Genomic DNA, 20,659 nt, shown 5'->3' with positions numbered 1-20,659 from the left:
CGCCTTACCCCTGATGGCCAGAGGCGTCCGGTTTGTCCAATTCCCGCTGGCTCACGAAACAGAATCGGCGGGGCGTCAGTCCTGCCACCTGAAACTTGATAGTTTTTTTGGTCTTTCCCTCCTTACAATTTTTTTCAGGGATGGATGCCGGATAGCCGTGACCATTACGGGAGGCTCGCCTCTACCGGGACCTGACAACTCTGCTGCGGCATGTTGAAGCTGGCAACCTGAAATAGATCAAAAAGCTCGCTATTCCCTTTTTCAGAGTCTCTCATGATGATACTATGGCCTCAAGAAAAAATGAGGTTTTGCATGCGCTTACACAGCATTTCTGTAAGAAACTTTCGCCGTCTCAAGAGCATTGATCTAGATTTCGAAGAAAAGGAGACGGTGTTTGTTGGTCCAAACAACAGTGGAAAAACTTCGGCAACCGCAGTCATGCGGAGTTTCCTTGGAAATCGTGATTTTAAGATACACGACTTCTCGGTAAGCAGTATTTCGGCGATTGATGCTTACTTAAATGGCGAAGGGGAAAACTTGCCACCGATCGAGCTCGATCTGTGGTTCAAAGTTGATCCAGAGGCAGTATCGTTCGGGCGGGTATTCGCTCTTGCCACAACTCTATCGACTGATTTTACTGAAATCGGAATTCGGTGCGCCCTGGCAGTTGATGATGCCAACGAACTCTGGAGGCACTATAATATTGCTTTTCCGGTGGATCAGAACGGTGAACGCAAACGCTCGCTAAGCCATTTTCTGGATTTAGAGGGCAATTTGAAAAAGCACTATAGTGTTCAGTTTTCATCGCTGGAACGTACGCAAAACGACTCCAGCGCAACGCCACTAGACCCGAAAGATGGAAAGAAAATTCTTAGCTCTCTAATACGCGTCGATTTTGTGGATGCGCAGCGAAACATCGACGACGAGAATGCTGCGAGAAGTAACAGGCTTTCCGAAGCCTTTGCGACCTACTACAGGCGCAATCTTGAGCAAGCGGAACTTGCAGATGAAGCCATAGCTGTCATCGAGCAAAACAATGAAAACCTGACCAGCCATTACCGTCAACGCTTTGAACCCTTGATGACGATGATTGGAGGGCTTGGGCTTCCCTCTGACAATGATCGCGCAATGAAAGTTGTTTCGACGCTGAGTTCAGAAGATGCATTGCGCGGAAACACAGAGCTATTCTACGTAGACGCCAACACGAGCCATGAGCTTCCTGAAGCTTACAACGGGTTAGGGTTCAAGAACCTTGTCTTCATGGCAATTCAAATTGATCATTTCTACAGGCAATGGCTTGCGACCGAGGAAGACCGCCCCTTATGTCAGGTCATCTTTGTTGAAGAACCTGAAGTTCACCTTCACGCTCAAGTTCAGCAGACGTTTATTCGGCAAATGTGGGACGTGTTGACAGAAGGCAGACCAGACGGCGAAAGCACCCCTCAGCTCGCAATCACAACACACTCTTCACACATTCTGGATACTGTCGATTTTTCCAAAATTCGGTACTTCCGCCGCAAGCCTGTTAATGATGCTCAAAATGGAGAAGCATTCCATGGAACCACTGTGCACAGCCTCGGTCAGTTTCAACCGGAGCCAATCGATTTGGGTGGCGAAATTGTTTCACCAGAAGCAGCTCTTTCCTTTTTGAAGAAGTATCTACGCCTCACCCATTGCGACCTATTCTTTTCAGACGCAGCCATTCTTGTAGAAGGGTCAGTTGAAAAGCTCTTGTTGCCTCGAATGATTGATTTCGCAGCCGAGAACCTAAACAAAAAATATTTGACCGTTCTCGAAGTGGGCGGTGCATACGGAATGCGTTTTGCCGGACTACTGGAGTTTCTGGAGATACCCTACCTTGTCATCACAGACATCGATTCTGTTGATCCTGCAAATAATCGCAAAAACTGCATTGCGACCGCTGAAAACGCGGTGTCTTCGAATGCGACACTTGGATACTTCTTCGGGGAAAACAGCGTGAAAGCACTCGCCGCCAAAACGGAAACCGAACGTGAACAAGCGGACGGAATGCGTTTCATCAGCTATCAAGTGCCTGTCTCGCTAAACGTAGAAGAACAAGCACACAACTTCCACGGGAGGACACTTGAAGAGGCCTTTGTCTATGAGAACCTCGACCTCTTTCGCAACGGTGCATTGAGTATCGGAATTGATCTGCCGGATGATCCTATCGAACTACACCAAGATGTCTGGAAGCGTATCAAAAGCTCCACATTCAAAAAAACCGAATTTGCGATGAATGTACTGGCATACGAGCCGCCTCAGCAACAGGATGAAGAGGAAACTGACAACGACGGCAACGCGTTGCTTCCTTGGCGCGTACCGCAATACATCGCTGAGGGTCTGGTCTGGCTGGATGGACAACTCTCCCAGAACATAGTGGAGGAGTGAATGGAAATCGCATTGAAGCCAACAGAGGCAGACAAAAAAATTGTGGAGTGCATCACTGAAGAAAGATCGTTTTCAGTAATTGCCGGCGCAGGTTCTGGAAAAACCACATCACTTGTCGAAGCTCTCAAAAACATCCGTGAAGAACACGGAAAAGAGCTCCGTAAAAATGGACAACGCGTCGTGTGCATAACTTATACGAACCGAGCCGTTGATGTGATTTCTTCCAAACTCGGGTTTGACGACCTTTTTCTTGTGACCACACTTCATGGGTTCTTGTGGGGCGAGATTTTTCGATTTCAAGATGCGATGCGGGAAGCACTTTGCGATGATGTAATTCCCAGACATATCGAAAAAGCGCTGAACGATGACAACGGTGGTAACTCCCAAAAAGCCAGAAATGCACGGGAAAAGGTTCAACGACTTTCCCAAGAGTTGGATGCTCTCAAGGCGGAACCTCCGGTCAGATACGAGGAAACGACAATAAGTGACTACGCCAAGTGCGTTCTGAACCACGACGACGTTATCGATGTTGCTTCCTTCCTGATCTCCAACAAACCGATCCTGCGAAAAGGTCTTGGGTTTAAATTCCCTTACTTCTTTGTCGATGAAGCGCAGGACACTTTCCCCCAAGTAATGACCGCGTTGAACGCAATCTGCGCAAAGGAAGGTCTTCCGATAATTGGGTACTTTGGCGACCCGATGCAGCAAATCTACGACAAACGTGCGGGAAGTTTCGCGGGACCCGAGGGCTCACAAGTCATACCCAAGGAAGAAAATTTTAGGTGCTCGACATCGGTAATCGATCTGCTCAACAACTTCAGATCGGACCTGCAGCAGGTAGCGGGCGGGCAGAACGCGGATATCGAAGGCAGTGTTCAAATTACGGTTGTTCAAGCCCCTGACCCCGCAGGACCAAGAAACACATATACAGCTGAACAGCTTGATATTGTTACTTCCAAGTACAGCGACGCCGTCGCGCAATGGGGCTGGAAAGATCTGCCGTCAGTGAAGAACCTGTTTTTAGCCAGGCGGATGATTGCACGTAGATTGAGTTTTGTAGAAATACACTCTCTATTTACCGGCACTTATTCGTCTTCGCGTTCGCAATCGGACTACGAGGATGGCACCCACTATCTTTTCAAGCCTTTTGTGGATGGTGTTTTTGAACTCGTTGAGGCCTCGCGAACGGGCGATGCAAAGAGGATCATAGAAACGCTGCGTAGGATCAGCCCCGCATTTTCCAACGATGGAAGTAACAAGACCAAATCGCTTAAGGCGATGCTAGATCACGCTGTGCAGCACACACAAAAACTGAATGAGCTATGGGACACTCGGACTGTGAAGGAGGTTCTTCAATACTGCCGAGACAATGATCTGTGCTCAATATCCGAGCGGCTTGCGTATCAAATGGACCGTAAATCTCGGGAAGAATTTGATCGGGAAAACGAAGATCATCAACGTGAAAAGGGGGACTGGCTGGCTGATCAGTTTTTTACGCTAGAGACCGAAGAGCTAGAGCGCTACTTCAAGTTTCTTGATGAGAGTTCTCCATTTAGTACGCAGCATGGTGCAAAAGGAGAAGAGTACGAGAACGTCCTTGTTATGATTGATGATATAGAAGCGAACTGGAACACGTATAGCTTCTCGAAATTCCTCACGCCGAAGGTCGCTGGTGACCCAACGGATCGGCAACGAGAGCTAACAGAAAAACTCGCCTACGTTTGCTTCTCTCGCGCTGAAGTGAATTTGAGAGTTTTGTTTTTCTCCAAAGATGCCAAGGCGGCGGGAGCGGAGCTGATCGATGCAGGCTTATTTGAAGTAGAACAGGTTTCGTATTTGTAGCTGTTGTGTCGTCCGCTCGCATTCTCCGGGTTAATTGACGACACGCTCAATTCCAAAGGCAAACTCGATATCTTCTTCGCTTGTGACGCACTCTCGCTTCAATAATTCGACCTGATTCAACTGCGGCGATCTCTTGTTTTCTCTTGTGTTGCTTTAACCGCGAACTCGCGCAACTGTTCGGAAAGGCCACTGTATGAAAACAATGACTTACTCGACCGGTACATGGTGTGCTCGCTTAGCCGCTGCATTGCAGTGTTTGGAAAAAGTTCAACGCCCGTTCCTCGAAAAGTACTGGCAAACGAACTCTTATCCCGAACAGATTTCGTTCAATGGAAAAGATGAAACACCGTTTCCCAAGGATGACTTATGCGAAGTGTATGATCTTGCGCGTAGAGCAATACAGTCAAGTGAGATCAAGTTTTACGAACCCCTCCGTTCTGCATTAGACCCAGTTCGGGGGATATTAAGATCCCATCCTGCTCTTGGACGAGCTTTGGGTCCAGTGATCGGCAACGACAAATTTCGCACCACAATCTTGAACGGTTCTTCTCTGACTTGGTTGTCCCGTTTGATTTGTGGCTTGATGGAACGAGCAAATGAAGAACACATAAGTGGCTTTGAAACCGCTTCAGCAGAACTTGGTGCGCTCCTTGATCTGAGCACGCACACTTTAAAAACAAATATTCCCAATAATTTAAATATTGGGTTTGATCTACTCCTCTTTCACGGTCCAAGAATCGACGCTGAAATCGATCTACAAGATGGCCTTTTCATCAAGCCCGCCGCAGATCTCCGTAATTTTCTCGAGGTTGAGTGGCTAAGGGACTTCGTTCCTGAAAATATCGATCACCGAGATTGGCGTCAGATAGGGGCTGTAGTCCGGCCTTTTCGTTGGCGTCCAGCATTCGAACGAAAAACCGACTTCTACGACAGGCCTCCAATTTGGCCGGTTGAATTTGAGGCTGACGCTTTTGAGTTTATTGATCTGTTAGCGGTGGCCAATCAAACGCCAATAATCCCGTTTGTACTATTACGCGGTTGTATACATCGCACAGCATGCAATTTGCTTGGCGTGCGGCAAAGTCATGGTGGAATCCATCCTTGTCGTTTAGTTGGGAAGCGGTACGACCCGTTCAGAAGCCCACCTAAGCTTCATAAGTCAGCAGTTCACCAAGCTATGAAAGTTTACAAAAGTCGGGAAAATGTTGATCAGATTAGGCTTTCTGCAGTAGTTCGCAGGCTCTCTGAAGCTCTTGCAAGGGACGGGCGGTTTGGCGCTGATGATCGGATATTGGATGTGTCTCAATCCATAGAGCTAATGTTTGAGATAAAGGGAACTGGTATAGGGAAGAAGCTGCAGAAAGCGATGGTGGACTTGCTTGCTCTCGATGAGGAACACGCCGAAGAAGTCCGCAACGCGGTAAAACACTTCTATGATGTAAGATCCGCAATTGTGCATGGAGCAAGCGATGCGTATCGGAAGCGATTGCTGGAAGGCCGGCAGCGCGCTTTCAGAAGTGGTTTTAATCTAGCGAAACAAGCCTATATCAAATTGGTACTTGAGGGCGTGACGAAAGAGTGAGCGCGTCGAACTTTCAGCTTCCAATCTACTTGCAGAGCTCTGGCCTTATCCTGACTAGAATTTGATGCCACCTAAGCTGTTGGAGCCTCGTCTGAACAGTGAAGTCTGTCTAACTTGAACCGAACCAAGATGTGCATTTATTGAAATTCTGATAATTTTGAGTATCCCAGTTTGCTACGCTCGCGCACTCTTTGAGTAGGACTCAAGGTGGTCAGGACCCAACCAAATAATTTCTTGGTTTGACTTTGTATCCCACGATTAGCTTTTCGTCCTCAAGCAGATGCAGCGCCGTTTTCCAATGGATTTTGAATTCTCGCGCCACCCTGTTGATTATCTGGGTTTCTATCCAGATGCGGCGCAGCTTTTGTTTTGGCACTTTGGGTTTACGAACCCCGCGCTGCACTTCGAAGCCGCGTTCCCTAAAGAGCCTGGAAAGCGTTGCTGGCTTAATTCCGTTTGCGTTGGCAATATCTGAACAGTTCTTTCCTCTTTCATATTGCCTGTAGAGGCGTTGAACATAGTCGACGCCAAGCAAATCCAAGAGCCGTCGCACAACCAACGGGCTAACTCCTAGCCGCTGAGCAAAGTCCCTATGGGTTTTACTTTGTTTCAGCAAAGCGAGGATGTTGCGACGCAGGTACGGCTGCCACGCATTTGGCGTTTCTCTCAAGAAAATAGTCGGAACTCTCCCGCACCTTATTTCGACTACTGTTTTCAAGCTTTGCCCAGTTCCTTCAACGTCAGATACCTCAATTTGCGTGACTTGACGCAAAGCCGTCGGCGTTTCAGCAGCTTAGCTGATTGTCTTCCGACATGGCATTGATACTTTGAGGCATGAATGTGTAACTTATTGCTATTAAACAATATAAATGACATCAGCAAGGTCATTTGCTAGGTTTCGTTAACTGGAATCAGTCGGAATCTTTGACATGACAGCGAATTTGATTGTCGATCTCGCCAAACATGAGCAGATCAAGTGTGATCTTCGGCTCAAGGGTAGTTCACTGGCTAAGCTGAGCCGAGATATCGGCCGTTCCATCAGCTCAGTGTCTACTGTGTCACAAGGATATAGGCGCTCTGACTACGTCCAGAAAGCCATAGCAGAGAAGCTTGGGACCACTCCCGAGGCTCTGTGGCCGGAACGTTATGGATAACGGAGGTACCCAAATATGAGCTAGTAAAAATTTCATAGGAAGAAAGGAAAAAGGCCTCGCAAGCCACTACACCGCGAGACCCTTTATTCCGTATCGATTGAGAACCGATACACCTTCTTCCCCCGCCAACATCGCAAAGTCAACTGTTTCGTCGTCTGTGTTGGCGATGAGATGGCTTGGCATTGCCCGAGGAACACCAAAAGAGGGTGGAGTGGCACGATCGGCCCAAGCTGGTCGGCGCTCCAAATCGCAGACATGAATGATGAAGAGTTCACGTTGACGGGCGAGATGTCGCCTGAGCCTAGCCGTGCGACGCGGGGTATTTCGCGACGATCCAAGCACAGCTCCAGAGGCGGGATAGTCGTTGACTTGCCGGGCAATAAGCGCCCGAGGGTCGTGCAGTTTGAGAGCAAGCTGGAACAGCGCGTCCTGTTTCTTTACTTGGCCAATCATGATGTCGTCGACATTTGGGAACAGCCGCCGTTCATCAGATATCGTGATGAAGCTGGAAAGCGAAAGCACCACTTTTTCGATTTCTTGGTAGTACTTAAAGATGGTCGTCGCCTGGCGCTCGCCGTAAAGCCATGGAAAATTGTACAGAAAAGCGACTTCCCCCGCGAGTTGAGGCGAATTCGTGCAGCAACACCCAAGGAATTTGCCCACGAAGTTGTACTTGTGACCGATAGGCACTTTACCCGTGCCGAAGCACTCAACGCGCAGCGTTTTGTTGAATTTTCGAGATCACGAAATCCCGACCATCAGAAACGACTTGAAGCCCTTGTCAGAGATAACGAATTTCCGAGGACAGTTGGTGAGCTGTCGCAGTTGCTAAATTTAGGTGGTCACGGTTTCCGTGCCGTTGTGATCGCTATCTATGAGGGTTTGCTCAAAACCGACAAGAGACACTTGATCGATCTCGATACTTTGGTGTGCAGCGGAGGTTTGAAATGAAACTTCCTCTCAGAGTGACTGTGAATGACCGATTGTCCGTTGATGGCCGCGAGCACCGTCTCACCGAAAAAACCGAACTGGGATGTCATTTTGAAGCCGTTGATGAGACCGCTCATGTTCTTTCTCTCACCTTCGATGAGCTGCATGACTTGTTAAAAAAGCCGAATGTAGAGTTCGAGCCTGGATATTTCCTTTTGGAAAGTAAGAAAGCTCGGATGAGTGCTGGTTTGGACACCCTTGCGAGTATGCCTGAGCACTTATGTGAAATTGTTGGTTGGCGAAGCGCTTGGGTTGATGCCTTTTTGCAGTTCCAGTCATCTGGCGAATTGAAGCGCACAGACGAATCCATAGCGCGTGCGATGCCCTCGCTTGAGGTGCATGTGAACAGGCAAATGCGCGCAGCTCAGAGAAAGTGGCGCAAGCCACGGGCTGGGAACGAAAGCAAACTCAAAGATCCACCGAGTCCCAGAACACTCCGTGAATGGGTCAAGAGATTTGAGAATGCTGGGTATTCGCCATTTGGATTGGTTCCTCAGACCCATAGGTGCGGCAATCGGAGCCCAAGATTCTGCTTAGAAGCCACTCGACTGATGGGTGAGTGTATTGAGGGCTATTTGACTCGAGATCAAGCAAAAAGGGGCAACGTAGTAGAGGACTGCATCAGGCGTTTCACCGAAGTAAATGCTGAAAGGTTAGTTGAGGGAAAACATGAGCTTAGAACTCCTAGCAGCCGGAAAGTTGAGCGAGACATCGCAAAACTGGATCCCTATTTTACATGCGTCCAAAGAGAAGGTGTTGATGCCGCGAACCGGGCATTTGCGCTTTATGAAGAAGGGATTGACGCAAGCTATCCGATGGAGCGGATTGAGATCGACGAATGGTGCGTTGATCTGATCACGATTCTGGCCGAACGTGGCGCGCTGGATCATCTGAGCCCGGAGGCACTCGCTAAGCTGGATCGTGGGCGCCGCTGGCTCTATCTCGCAATCGATTGCGCCACTCGCTGCGTCGTCGGAATGCGCCTCTCAGCAAAACCTAACCTGACCGATGCGGTATTATTGTTGTCTGATGTCACGCGCGACAAAACAGATATGGCAATTGCTGCAGGCTGCAAATCGACTTGGCATCATTATGGCGGACTAAGCTCTGTCGTCACAGACTTGGGTGTTGCGTTTGTAGACTCTGGTTTTCGCCAGGCCGTCTTCGAAGCTCATGGAATTGTTGAGACTCCACGTGGCGGCCTACCTCACCTGCGCGCGCGGGTGGAACGTATTTTTCGAACTTTCGGGACGTTGTTAATGCCGCGTCTAGCTGGACGAACGTTTTCCAACACCAGGGAACGTGGCGACTATCCTTCGGAAGAAATGGCGTCTCTCACTGACGATGTCTTAATGGAATTGCTCATTAGGTTTGTTGTGGATAGGTATCACAACCTGCCGCATCGTGGCTTGAACGGCGAGACACCGAACAATTGCTGGAAACGTCTCGCTGACAAGGTAGGCATTGTTCCGATCCTCGCAGAAACGACCCGACGCAGGGCATTCGGTGTGAAACAGAACCGGAGTGTTAACGGCAAAGGTGTCCGCGTGTTCGGTATCGACTATACTTGTGCTGAATTGCGCAACTTCCACCTGCATAGCCGCGAAACGCACGTGGATATCAAAGTTGATCTCAATGACCTTGGTTGGATCATGGTCCAGGTCGGTGACAATTGGGTTGTCGCACAAGCTCTGCAAAAACGGTTTGAAGGCGTGTCCTACGAACAATGGGAAGCGGCGGCGCGTGAATTGCGCCAAAAACACAAAGCTGAGGCCGCTTTACATGCGCAGACAGTGTCCGATGCCTTGGATGCCATTATCCAACGAGATGCTGAAGAGCGGCGTAGATTTGGCGCAGTATTAAAGCGTCAGACGCCTGCGGGATTAAAACGAGCGCGAGAAGACTTGTTCGTGGGATTGAGCATCAAGTCAGGTGATCCCGAAGGCTTTGAATTACCACCAGAGCCGGACCTATTTGGGTACTTGATCCCGTTTTCAGACGAGCACCGAGAAGTTTCAGAAACTGCGGTAGATGACATCCAAAACTCTTCTGAGGAGCAACCCAGAACTTCTACTTGGAGGTTCGAAGATGACTGATCAACACAAAACTAACTGCGACGATATTGACCTTCAAATTGCTGAGTTGCGTAGCGCTTTTGTGTCTCACCAAGCGTTTCAAAATCTCGAAATGATCTTCGACCGTCATCTCCGTCGACGGAGGGCGGCCATCCGATTGGGAAACCGCAGTGAAGCTCGGGGCATTGCGCTTATTGGGGCCTCTGGTAGTGGGAAATCCACGGCTGCGGACCGTTTGTTCGACAACCACCCAAGCCTGATCCTGCCGACTGAAGGGCAAGATGTGGCAGAAGTGATCCGGCTTCAGGTGCCATCGCCAGCCACTCTAAAGAATGTTGGCGCAACGATTCTGTCTGGTCTGGGTTATCCGCTCGCTCGGGACAAATCTGCTGCAATCATCTGGACGCAAGTCCGCCAGTTTCTCCAGTTACGTCGTACAATGTTTGTGCATCTGGACGAGGCACAGGATCTTTACATCAGCAAGGGGATCAAAGCCCGCAATGACGTAGTGAACACCCTGAAGTCGCTGATGAACGATAAGGATTGGCCGGTTGGTCTTGTTCTGTCTGGCACGCCTGATCTGATCAAGATGATCAATTCGGATGTTCAGCTTAAAAGGCGCATAGATGTTGTGCATCTGGGTGCAGTGAGCTGGATTTCGCATGAAGCGGATGTCAAAGGTCTTTTTGCGGGGTTTGTTTCAAAGTCTGGTTTAGGGAATGACGTTGAACTGGGCGAGGATGCGTTTTTGAAACGTTTAGTTCACGCCGGTGGAAACGAGTTCGGTCTGATCATCGATATGATCCTCTGTGGTATTGAAGAAGCGCTCTACGTGGAGTCCGATCAACTCAAGCTGGCGCACTTTGCCGAGGCATTCCGGCGAAAGTCAGGCTGTATCCCGGCGTTCAATCCGTTTCTTGCCGAAGACTACCGCACTATCGACGTCAAAGCCGTGATGGGGTGGTTGGAATTGAATGATCCCTCGAGTAGCGGAGCGAGAATATGAAAGCACAGCTTGCTCTGACTCTGCCTCATCATCACATGGAGACGCCCGCTTCCTATGTCGCCCGGCTGTCACGTCGCAATCTTAGTGTTACGAGGGAGTTCTGTTCAGATCTGGGTCTGAGATGGCCCCATATCTGCTCGGCCCATCCGGATCAGCTTGAGCGGCTGTCACAACTGGCTGGAGTGTCATTTGAAGCGTTGGAGTTGGCGGCGGCCAGATTGGTTGGCCCCTGTCGGTACCGCGTCGGGCATTCCTTTGCCACCTCCGGTTCGTTCCGCCGGGCTACCACCCGTATTTGTCCGAGATGTATTGTGGAGGCCAAGGAGGCTTCTGGTCCTGAGAACGCGTTCCAACCTCTTGAATGGTTGGTGCTGCCGATCAAGACCTGTGCCAAACATGGCGTACCGTTGCTCCAGCTTCCCAATGCGTCGCATGCGCATCTCACCTACGACGTGGTTGAGCAAGTGACGCGTCACCAGGATCTGATCTTTGAGGCCGCTCAAGACGCAACAAATCTTGGGCGATCTTCGTTTGAAACCTACCTGAGCCGCCGAATTGAGTTTGGGGTCGCTGATGACTGGTTAGACTCGCTGGAGCTGACGCATCTTCATCAGGCCGCTCTGACATTAGGTATGGCGATTGCTATGGACCGGGGCGTCTACCGTTCGGACTTGGACTTCGAACAAGAGCGTGCTTGCATGTCGGCTGGTTTCGAGGTTTTGAAGAGTGGGCCGGAAGCCCTGAAATCTGAGTTGGAGCGTGCCAGGCGCCAGTCTCCCTCCAAGCGGTCATATTTCACAACAGATATGGGCGAGTTCTATACCTGGCTGAAAGACACTGAAGAAGACCCGGCGACAGCAGTCCTCAGGGCTTGTGTGCAGGGTTTTGTTCGGGAGAATTATCCGCTGCAGACCGGCGCAAGAGTCCTCGGCACGAAGATCACAGCACCCAAACTTATCACGCTTGAACGCGCGCGGGAGCTACATGGGGTCGGCGAGGTTCGGGTGCGAGGCATTCTCGCCCATCTTCGAAGTCAAAACGCGAGCGACCTTTCAAATATGAAAGATGTCAGCCATGAAGATCTGGTCGCCGTGCTCGACTTTTGGTCTGGATTGCAGAATATCAAAGCCACCGCGACTCAGTTGAATATCCATCCGGTCCAGGTGAAGGCGCTGATCCGGCATAACGTTCTGGAATCCTATCGTTTTGGAACGTCTCTGCGCTATGTGCCATCGTCCTCGGTACAGACCCTGCTGACTAGGCTTGAAGGTCTACGCATTGCCGCTCGGGCACGTCATAGGTTGCGTCTCTCGGAGTACAGCCGACAGAGCAAGGTGGCCCTGGCTCGCGTTGTCGCTGATTGGGTAGCAGGCCGACTGACCGGCGTATGGAGAGATCCGGACGTGGAAGGGTTAGCTGGAATTCTTATCGACTGCGCTGAGATCTTGGAGAAATCGGAGCGCGTGTTTTCCGGCGATCTGTCTCTGATGGATGCGGCGGCGCGCTTGAGAATTAGTGTCGGGTCGATCCGGCGGTTGCGGGATGGTGGATACCTAAAGCAGAAAAAAATGCGAAACCCGGACACGCAGCACTACCGTTGCTACATCACTGAAGAGAGTATTCAGGCTTTTGAAGAACATTATGTGACGTTGGGCCAAATGGCGCGGCAGTTTGAGATAGCAGCGGTCCATTTGGGTCCGGCATTGGATCGTAGAGAAGTTGAAACAATCCCCTGCGAGGCTGGGTTTGTTCGTGCCTACCCGAACGAGACAAGAGATGTGGTTCGGGAACTGACGATTGGGGGGTAAATCGTCAATCTAAACTGACTGTTTGAGTCAACAAAAGCTGGTGGCGGAGCTAAGTTGATACTCCGCCGCTCATGCTCATCAGTTTTAGTGGCGGTCTCTCGATTGGGCCAACTACGTTGAATTGCTGAACTGCGAGGTGAAGAAACATGACTAGCAGTCGAAGAAATCTTACTGAACAGCTTCAACCAATATGGGAGGCTGTAGGCAAGCTGGGCGCGAACAGTCCCGAGCTAAATCTAAAGGCCTATCTCGATGAGATGTGGAGCGAAGACGAAACAACTACTGCCTCTTTGGGGGCTGGAAAGGGTCTCGATCGACAAGACGAAAAAATTGCGGAAGATCTTGAGGTCCAATTCAAGATGATTGCAGTCGCCTATGCCACTGGAGAATTGGATGAGATCGACCGCGTAGTTAACTACCTAGCGTTCATACGTCGCATGAAAAAGCAAGGCGTCTATGAGATTGGACACTGGAGTGATGAGGACAAAGATGGGTGACGACATAACCAGTCAGTGGTTCACTTAACACCCGTTTAGCAATGTCCAAGGGCTTCTATCTAAGGCCTTGGGAAAAGTCGCTGAAGCGCGTTGCGAAAAATGCCAGTAGTTAGTCCATTTTGCCCGATGCCGCGGCGGGCATCGAATTCCGCATTGGACATTCTTTGAACTAATTCGCTTCGACTACCTTCAGCACAGAGACGCGGAGTGCATCGAGCAGTTGTACCAAGTGCTTTCTGTTTTTCGCCGTGTATTTTGCCGCCGTCGCAGTGCGTTGAATAAAATCTGCATACTGGTCCACAGACAGATCCGCAGCCCTAAGGTCATCCGAGAATGGCTCTAGAACTCGGGCAATAATCTCAGTGTTCCGTTGAGCACCTGCTTCAAGCTCCTTCTGTGAAGAAGCGGTTACGCCAGCAATGATGTCTTCGGCATTCGGCGAGGATTGAAGTACATCGTAGTGCTCAATCACGGTGTGCTGGAAGATTACATCCAATTGCGCACTGAGTCCCGTCGTCTTCATCAGCCCGGCCTCAATGTCCACCACAACCTTGTCCGCCATGGATCGGATCGTGGCCTGTAACACTTCATCTTTATTGGCGAATGCTTTGTAGAGCGTCTGTCGCGATAACCCTGCTTCTTCCGCAATGTCGTTCATGCTTGTCCGTTTAACCCCGAACCGAAGAAAGAGACGGACTGCTGCTTCTAGGATGTGGGCGTCGCGATTTTTCATAAAGGGCATATTGACATTACGTGGGTGACTGTCAATATTTACAATCAGTCATCAAATGTAAACTTTGTGGAGCCTTTCATGACCGCCACTTCCCAAAAAATTGCCATCGTCACTGGTGCCAACAACGGCATTGGGTTTGAAACCACAATCGGCATCGCCGAAGCTGGGTTCCACGTAGTGATGGCCTGCCGCAATCTCGAAAAGGCAAAAACCGCTCGGGACGACGTGCTGGCACGCGTGCCGTCAGCCTCGCTTGATGTGATGCCGCTAGACCTGGGCGATTTTGCCTCTGTCAGAAGCTTTGCCGAGGCGTTCCGCGCGCGCTATTCGAAGCTCGACGTGCTGATCAACAATGCAGGCATACTGCTTTACACCGCTGAGACGAATGGCGATGGGATCGAACTGCAATTCGCGACCAATCACCTCGGTCATTTTCTTTTGACGGCGTTGCTGATTGACCTCGTGCCAGACGATCCGGCATCCCGGATCGTGGCGCTTTCAAGCCTCGGGCACAAGGGGGCCACCATCCAGTTTGATGATCTGACCTGTGGCCAGGATGGCGGCATTGCTTATGGTCAGTCGAAACTCGCGAACCTTTTGTTTGGGGACGAGCTAAACCGTCGCCTACGGGCTTCTGGGCGTAGGCTAAAAGCACTGTCCGTCCATCCCGGCGGTTCTGAGTCCGGTCTGTTCCATAACGTTGCCCCGGATCAGCTCGCGCAGATGAAAGCGCAAGTTGAACAATTCCTTCATTCTCCAGAAGAAGCCGCGAAACCCACCCTGTACGCCGCCCTGTCCACGGATGTCCAAGGAGGCGATTACTACGGCCCCACCGGCCCGCAGGAAATGAGCGGGGAAGTCGGCGTGGCCACCCGCGATCCGATAACCGCGAATATCGAGATTGCTACCCGGTTATGGACCCTGTCCGAAGTGCTTACCGGCCAATCCTTCAAAATCTGATCCCGCCATTCATTCCAGAAGCGACAGTGCTGACCTCCTAAAAGGAAAGATCATGCAAGATTTTGAAAGCAAGACCGTTGTCATCACCGGCTCCGCGACGGGGATCGGTAAAGAACTCGCCCTCCAGATGGGGCTGGAAGGCGCAAAGGTTGTCATCTGCGGTCGCCGTTTGGACCGCGTTCAGGAGGCAGTGTCAGAACTGAAAGCCGAAGGGATCAAGGCGGCGGGAACTGCCTGCGATGTCGCGGATCGCGAACAAGTAGAAGCGCTGGCAGACTTTGCCGAGGCTGAGTTTGGTCCGGTTGATGTGCTCATCAACAATGCTGGTATCGGCCAGGACCCCAAGCCGCTGATCGACATGGATCTGGATGTGTTCCGGCGTGTCTATGAGATCAACATATTCGGAACGCTCAACGGAATTCAGGTCTTTGGGCGCAAAATGCTCGACCGCGGAACACCATGCGCGATCTACAACATTGGCTCCGAAAACAGTGTCTTCACCGCCGTACCATCGTCACATGCCTATGTCTCGTCCAAGCATGCCCTTTTAGCCATCACCGAACTTCTGGCCGAAGAGACGCCGGACTTTATGGACGTGGCCTTGATCATGCCTGGCTTGGTAGTTTCCGAGATGAGCCAGGGCCTGGGCATGCCGACGGATCAGTTTGTGAAGCGGGTGCTTAATCAGCTGAAAGCCGGTGAATTTTTCGCGGTCAGTCATGCCTACAACAAGGTTCGGATTGATGACCGCTATGGAAAACTCGCGCGCGCTTATGACACCTACGCCCCGCGATACGACGGCGACATCGAATACGACATCCGCAATTTTCTAGAGATGTCGGCGGCGGGGCTTAGGCCCTGCTAGGTAGCCTTCCAAACCACATCGATCATTTGGGAGCCGTATCTCCAAAGGCGGTAGATCATGCAAAAGTTACTTTCACATATCTTCAGTTTATTCTTGATCCTCGCCGCACTGATCATGCTCAGCTGGGGACTTCTAGGCTTTCTGGAATACTTCTGGGGACTTGCCCCGCTGATGCCGCTACAAAACGAGACATTTCCAATTGGCATGCAGACCCTCCATTGGATTTTGATCACTGTGTCGGGGGCCACGTTCCTTGCCGGTTACGCCGTGCGCTGGCGCTACACGCCCATCGCAATGCTTGTGATGTTCACTGCACTTGCCACGATGTGCGCGGTCCAAACCTTCGACATGCTGCAAAACCCAGATCGCTACCGCAACTTCCTGGTTGAGTGCATCAACTACACCCTTATTTCCGTCTACCTCTTCCGGGCGCAGCGCATGCGCGAGCGGTTCGGGCGGATCACCGTTGAGACGGCGCACCGCGCCTCTAAAGGCTTGAACCGATCAAAAAGGGAAGATCATGGAAACTGGTAGAACTGAGAAGGTCAACTTCTCGCATCACAAAATCCACACTGACATCATTATCAACACGGCGCCCGAAGCCGTTTGGGCGGTTCTGACCGATACTGCCAACTATAGCTCCTGGGCTGCGTTCCTTGTGAGAGTCGAGGGCCAGATCGCGGACGGTGAAAGCATCAATGTTGCCTTCCAGCTGAACCCCAAAAAGGACAAGCTCACACGGATTGATCACAAGATCACTGTGGTAGACGGCCACGAGTTCTACTGGGCTGAAAGAGGACCCGGCGGCATCCGCGATAACCACCATTTCAAGGTCGAGGCTGCCGCAGATGGAAAGACCCGGTTCGTACAATCGGACGAGATCATCGGTGGCATGACTCTCCTGATGGGTGGACGGTTGGCGAAATTGTATCTGGAGGGCTACCAGGTTTTCAATCGCAGCCTGAAGGCGGAAGCGGAGCGACGCGGTAATGTCGGATGAACCCACCGCACGAGCTCTCGGGCGCGTTCTGCTTACTGGGGCAACCGGCATGGTCGGGTCATCTGTTCTGGCTGCATTGCTGGAGGAGGAGAGCGTAACAGAGGTTGTTTCCCTTGGGCGGAGGTCTTCGGGTCGAACTCACGCCAAGCTGACCGACATCAGCTTTACGGATTTCGGGAACTCAGCCTCATATACCCAGTATCTGATCGGTATCGACACGGTGTTTCATTGTCTTGCGACCTACTCAGCCCGCGTCAGTAGGGAGACTTATTCAGAGGTCACCGTCAATTGGTTGATCAACCTTGTACGGGCTTGTGAGGAAACAGTGCCGGAAGCAACATTCTGCCTCTTCTCGGCCCAAGGTGCGCGAACAGACGGGGGTGGCATGTCATTTGCTTTGAAAGTCAAAGGTGAAGCCGAGACTGTTCTTTTCGCCTCCCATATCAAACGCAAGTTTGCCTTTCGCCCCGGCTATATCGCCCCATCTGAACGAAGCAGGTGGAAACCATTAGACTATCTGTTCGCGCCGCTTCATACGCTAGTACCTTCTATAGGTGTGGCATCCGATGAACTAGCACAGGCTATGATCAGAACGGTGATCAACAACGAAAGTTCGTCTGCCGTTTTGGAAAACACTGAAATGCGGGCATTACTGCTGTGAGCGTAGATTGCCCCCGAGCTTCGACGTTTTCTGCTGACAATACGTCCTAAATTATCCATTTCAAAACCCGCCTGCGTCCTACGTTAGCGGAGGTTTGGAGGAAAATAGAATGGCGACGCGCGGGTATTGTCTTTGTAAAAAAACAAGCTGGGCCTACCAAGGAGATCAAACATGGGCATGTTATTGCCACTGCGATGACTGCCGTCGGAATTGTGCCGCGCCGGTGGTTGCGTGGCTCGGTGCGCCAATAGAAAACTTTGAGTGGACCGGTGATAAACCCCGCACTTATGAAAGTTCCAAAGGCGTTTTCAGGCATTTTTGCGGTACGTGCGGATCACCCATTGGATTTGAAGCCGATCACTATCCGGGTGGTATGCACCTCTATGCTGCATCGCTCGAAAACCCGGAAGATTTCAAACCGACTTTTCACGTCAACAAGCAAAGCAAGTTACCTTGGCTGCAAATGACTGATGATCTCGACGCGTTTGAAGGTATCCTATTACAAACTCCTAACGACCCAGACGGATATAAGTAGATTGGGAAGCCTCCTGATTTTTCATACGGCAGCTTTGCCTACGAGGCAGCCTTTCGTGCTTGTTCCATTGAACGGCCACCACTCAGCCAGAGATCGCTTCACATAACACCGCTTCAGTGAGATGTGCGGTTTATTACGACGCTGTCAATCATCCGTTGGTTGCGAAAATCTGCCTTTCGAGGTCCGGATCGACAAAGACTGCAACGCGGACAAACCGGACTTGTGCGATTGCGGCAATTGCTGACGCGGCATTGATTTGCTGTCGCAGCACATTCATCGCTGCGTTGCAGCTGTTGTCGCCAGACCGGTCATTCAAAGCTATGATGATGCGATACTATCAAACTGTAGTTTCGAGGCACATAGGATCAGCAACTTAGACGCCGAACAAAGCCAACGTTTGCGTTGTCGCAGGCAGTGCAGCAGGACAGGCCATGCGGGCCTTCAGCCAGTAAGAAAATTCTCGTTGTGGCTCATGCAGGTGGCGGGGAAGAGGGAGTAATTCGCGGTCGTGGAATTTTTCATTAAGTTGAGATATTGCAGAGATTGGATCTTTGGTTCTTGCTTCGTGTTTGAATTGATCGGGAACGAAGCACCAATAGTGCTTCTATTTGTTGTTATGCTTTTTTGACGAGCGTATTCTTGTTTTTCTGACAGGAAATTAACGTTACTGCCGAACGCGACAGCCGGAAGCAATGATCTTGTTTATCAGAACAGCGGCGGCCTGGTGCATGTCCTTTTCATCGTTATTGCCGACCGCTGTTTCGTGGACAGCAGCTGCGTCATGCAGAACTCCCACAATTTCATGTTCGGGCAGAAGCTCACGATCTTTAATTGCAAGCAAAAGCGCTTCACAAATTGAGAGTGCGGCCATTCCTGAGTGGTCTTGCCGGTCAGCCATGGTAGACGTCCTTTTTTAACAGGCGTCCAAGCAAGGAAGCGCCACAATGAATTGCATCATACTGGCATAGATTGCTGTATACTTAACTGATCGAAAGCAGTCTTGGCGTCGGATAGTTTCGCGGGCTGCTCATCGATGAAGGAAGAACACTTGCGCACTATCAAAAACAGTCCACTCACCCGAAAGCTTTCAAACTTCGTCGCTCTGACTGAGGTTGAACTTGCGGCATTGGCACGCCTGCACAAGCGTCGCAGAACCTTTGAAGCCGGACGTGACCTTGTGCATCAAGGGCAATCAGAGCAGGCTGCCTACATTCTGGCCTCGGGCTGGGTTTGTTCCTACAAAACCCAGACTGACGGGTCGCGTCAGATCGTCGATTTCCAAATACCGGGTGACTTTCTGGGCTTGCGAAGCGTTCTGCTGCACACCTCGGATCACAGCATAGAACCAATCATGGAAATCCAAGCCATCGAAGTAGTATTGGATGATCTCCTGGAAGCATTTGCGCAGACGCCCCGGCTGGCGACAGCAATTCTTTGGGCGGTCTCCCGAGATGAAGCGATGGTGGTTGAGCACCTGGTCAACATAGGACGGCGCGATGCGGGTGAGCGCATGGCGCATTTTCTTTTGGAACTTGGTGTGAGGCTGACTCAGGTCGGGATGGCAAACAAGACGGGATACACTTGCCCCCTGACACAATACCACCTTGCCGATGCGCTGGGACTGAGTGCCGTGCATGTTAATCGTGTCCTACGGCAACTGCGGGAGAAGGGGCTGGTTACTTTTCAATCCGGGCAAGTGGTATTTGATGATTATGAAGGACTGGTGACGTTGGCCGGTTTTGACCCCACTTATCTGGATCAGGCCGGGCCACTGTTGAAGCAATAAGTTCACCCCTACAGCGATGCCGGGATTTTGATGATCGTTGCCTGTTAGAGACGGAATTCGCTTCGGCAGATTTGGGATTTCACTGAAAAAGAAGCGCAAGATAAATACAGTCCGATTGCGGTACTGGATTTCCTGCGCTTCTTAAATACTCGTTAAGAACACGCTAGCAAATATCCCGCCAACACACATCACGTTGCCGGAATCCAAACATCGTTGCACTGACGCAGGTTAGTTCGTTTTCGGCGTCACCTGATCCTCGGACACCAAATGCATTTGAGATTCCAATAAAATCTCAGGTCATTGGCCGCCGACTAACATCGATCAGCGCGCGCCTGCCATTTGCACATTATTCTAAATTACAACGCCAGTACTACCGCGGCGCTTACGAGCGTGTACCGCGGCAGACTGCGCGGGGAAGATCCAACAAACTAAATGGAGGACAAAGGTGAGCACAAGATCGTCCAGTTCTTTGGTGACGTTTTCAAATCCGTTCTCTTTGTCCGGCTACCCGGATGTACTTCCTGCAGGCGAGTATGAAGTAGTTGTCGAAGAAGAGCTACTGCAGGGCCTGAGTTTCGAAGCATATCGCAGAACCGGAACCTACCTGACAGTTCGGGGCAAAGGCAGCAAGCCAGGCCGCACGGAAATGCGCCCAATTGACCCAGAAGATTTTGAACTGGCGCTCAAGCACGACCAGACCTTGGCCACATCTAACAATGACAGCGATGCGGCGCTTTCACCGCAGGAGGAATAGAT

Annotated in this window: 20 protein-coding genes; 17 read left to right on the top strand and 3 right to left on the bottom strand. The window is 50.9% G+C overall.

The window, feature by feature from the left end; genetic code table 11:
* The first annotated feature begins 312 nt into the window (after window positions 1-312).
* The 3 genes from ACR0JG_RS04305 to ACR0JG_RS04295 all read left to right on the top strand — a co-directional run bounded on the left by ACR0JG_RS04305 (window position 313) and on the right by ACR0JG_RS04295 (window position 5,833).
* Window positions 313-2,409: an ATP-dependent nuclease gene (locus tag ACR0JG_RS04305; protein WP_170755630.1), complete on the top strand. Its 2,097-nt coding sequence runs from the start codon at window positions 313-315 to the stop codon at window positions 2,407-2,409.
* Window positions 2,410-4,251, top strand: a complete 1,842-nt coding sequence (locus ACR0JG_RS04300) for a UvrD-helicase domain-containing protein (protein WP_170755631.1) — start codon at window positions 2,410-2,412, stop codon at window positions 4,249-4,251.
* Window positions 4,252-4,444: 193 nt separating this feature from the next.
* The gene (locus ACR0JG_RS04295; RefSeq protein ID WP_480567761.1) at window positions 4,445-5,833 is read left to right on the top strand and encodes a hypothetical protein; all 1,389 of its coding nucleotides are present in this window, start codon (window positions 4,445-4,447) and stop codon (window positions 5,831-5,833) included.
* A 211-nt stretch (window positions 5,834-6,044) separates the two neighbouring features.
* On the opposite strand, the gene ACR0JG_RS04290 is transcribed toward ACR0JG_RS04295, so the two are convergent.
* Complete coding sequence (locus ACR0JG_RS04290) at window positions 6,045-6,551, bottom strand: hypothetical protein (protein ID WP_170755633.1); 507 nt, start codon at window positions 6,549-6,551, stop codon at window positions 6,045-6,047.
* Between the two features lie 211 nt (window positions 6,552-6,762).
* Here ACR0JG_RS04290 and ACR0JG_RS04285 point away from each other — a divergent pair, with 211 nt between their 5' ends.
* The 6 genes from ACR0JG_RS04285 to ACR0JG_RS04260 all read left to right on the top strand — a co-directional run bounded on the left by ACR0JG_RS04285 (window position 6,763) and on the right by ACR0JG_RS04260 (window position 13,363).
* Window positions 6,763-6,987 (top strand): helix-turn-helix domain-containing protein, encoded by a 225-nt coding sequence (locus ACR0JG_RS04285; protein WP_170755634.1) that lies wholly within the window; start codon window positions 6,763-6,765, stop codon window positions 6,985-6,987.
* 255 nt (window positions 6,988-7,242) lie between these two features.
* Window positions 7,243-7,938 carry a TnsA endonuclease N-terminal domain-containing protein gene (locus ACR0JG_RS04280; protein ID WP_170755635.1) on the top strand — a complete coding sequence of 232 codons (696 nt, stop codon included), beginning with the start codon at window positions 7,243-7,245 and terminating at the stop codon, window positions 7,936-7,938.
* The gene (locus ACR0JG_RS04275; RefSeq protein ID WP_170755636.1) at window positions 7,935-10,073 is read left to right on the top strand and encodes a Mu transposase C-terminal domain-containing protein; all 2,139 of its coding nucleotides are present in this window, start codon (window positions 7,935-7,937) and stop codon (window positions 10,071-10,073) included. The genes ACR0JG_RS04280 and ACR0JG_RS04275 overlap by 4 nt, the downstream gene beginning before the upstream one ends.
* Window positions 10,066-11,058 carry an ATP-binding protein gene (locus tag ACR0JG_RS04270; RefSeq protein WP_480567756.1) on the top strand — a complete coding sequence of 331 codons (993 nt, stop codon included), beginning with the start codon at window positions 10,066-10,068 and terminating at the stop codon, window positions 11,056-11,058. The genes ACR0JG_RS04275 and ACR0JG_RS04270 overlap by 8 nt, the downstream gene beginning before the upstream one ends.
* Window positions 11,055-12,866 (top strand): TniQ family protein, encoded by a 1,812-nt coding sequence (locus ACR0JG_RS04265; RefSeq protein WP_170755638.1) that lies wholly within the window; start codon window positions 11,055-11,057, stop codon window positions 12,864-12,866. The genes ACR0JG_RS04270 and ACR0JG_RS04265 overlap by 4 nt, the downstream gene beginning before the upstream one ends.
* Window positions 12,867-13,012: 146 nt before the next feature.
* The gene (locus ACR0JG_RS04260) at window positions 13,013-13,363 is read left to right on the top strand and encodes a hypothetical protein (RefSeq protein WP_170424603.1); all 351 of its coding nucleotides are present in this window, start codon (window positions 13,013-13,015) and stop codon (window positions 13,361-13,363) included.
* 169 nt (window positions 13,364-13,532) lie between these two features.
* On the opposite strand, the gene ACR0JG_RS04255 is transcribed toward ACR0JG_RS04260, so the two are convergent.
* On the bottom strand, window positions 13,533-14,096 hold the full coding sequence (locus tag ACR0JG_RS04255) for a TetR/AcrR family transcriptional regulator (RefSeq protein ID WP_170424605.1): 564 nt from the start codon (window positions 14,094-14,096) through the stop codon (window positions 13,533-13,535).
* Here ACR0JG_RS04255 and ACR0JG_RS04250 point away from each other — a divergent pair.
* From ACR0JG_RS04250 to ACR0JG_RS04225, 6 genes are all read left to right on the top strand, one after another.
* Complete coding sequence (locus ACR0JG_RS04250; RefSeq protein WP_480567751.1) at window positions 14,076-15,056, top strand: oxidoreductase; 981 nt, start codon at window positions 14,076-14,078, stop codon at window positions 15,054-15,056. The two genes, ACR0JG_RS04255 and ACR0JG_RS04250, sit on opposite strands and share 21 nt — an antisense overlap.
* Before the next feature lie 52 nt (window positions 15,057-15,108).
* On the top strand, window positions 15,109-15,921 hold the full coding sequence (locus tag ACR0JG_RS04245; RefSeq protein WP_170755675.1) for an SDR family NAD(P)-dependent oxidoreductase: 813 nt from the start codon (window positions 15,109-15,111) through the stop codon (window positions 15,919-15,921).
* Window positions 15,922-15,978: 57 nt separating this feature from the next.
* The gene (locus ACR0JG_RS04240) at window positions 15,979-16,455 is read left to right on the top strand and encodes a hypothetical protein (RefSeq protein ID WP_480567747.1); all 477 of its coding nucleotides are present in this window, start codon (window positions 15,979-15,981) and stop codon (window positions 16,453-16,455) included.
* Entirely contained in the window at window positions 16,442-16,921 is a 480-nt protein-coding gene (locus ACR0JG_RS04235; protein WP_480567744.1) for an SRPBCC family protein, read from the top strand. The genes ACR0JG_RS04240 and ACR0JG_RS04235 overlap by 14 nt, the downstream gene beginning before the upstream one ends.
* Entirely contained in the window at window positions 16,911-17,582 is a 672-nt protein-coding gene (locus tag ACR0JG_RS04230) for an NAD-dependent epimerase/dehydratase family protein (protein ID WP_170755642.1), read from the top strand. Before ACR0JG_RS04235 ends, ACR0JG_RS04230 begins: the two co-directional genes overlap by 11 nt.
* Before the next feature lie 109 nt (window positions 17,583-17,691).
* A complete protein-coding gene (locus tag ACR0JG_RS04225; protein ID WP_480567741.1) occupies window positions 17,692-18,117 on the top strand; it encodes a GFA family protein in 426 nt (141 codons plus the stop codon).
* A 664-nt stretch (window positions 18,118-18,781) separates the two neighbouring features.
* Here the strand turns inward: ACR0JG_RS04225 and ACR0JG_RS04220 are convergent.
* Window positions 18,782-19,015: a hypothetical protein gene (locus ACR0JG_RS04220; protein ID WP_480567738.1), complete on the bottom strand. Its 234-nt coding sequence runs from the start codon at window positions 19,013-19,015 to the stop codon at window positions 18,782-18,784.
* Between the two features lie 135 nt (window positions 19,016-19,150).
* On the opposite strand from ACR0JG_RS04220, the gene ACR0JG_RS04215 reads away from it, so the two are divergent.
* Together ACR0JG_RS04215 and ACR0JG_RS04210 are read left to right on the top strand one after the other, a co-directional pair.
* Complete coding sequence (locus ACR0JG_RS04215) at window positions 19,151-19,903, top strand: Crp/Fnr family transcriptional regulator (RefSeq protein WP_480567736.1); 753 nt, start codon at window positions 19,151-19,153, stop codon at window positions 19,901-19,903.
* 445 nt (window positions 19,904-20,348) lie between these two features.
* Window positions 20,349-20,657, top strand: a complete 309-nt coding sequence (locus ACR0JG_RS04210; RefSeq protein ID WP_170329073.1) for a hypothetical protein — start codon at window positions 20,349-20,351, stop codon at window positions 20,655-20,657.
* The last annotated feature ends 2 nt before the right edge of the window (window positions 20,658-20,659 follow it).

This window comes from Ruegeria sp. AD5, assembly GCF_056542345.1.
Note: the sequence above shows the minus strand (reverse complement) of the source record. Positions and strands in the feature narration are given on the sequence as shown.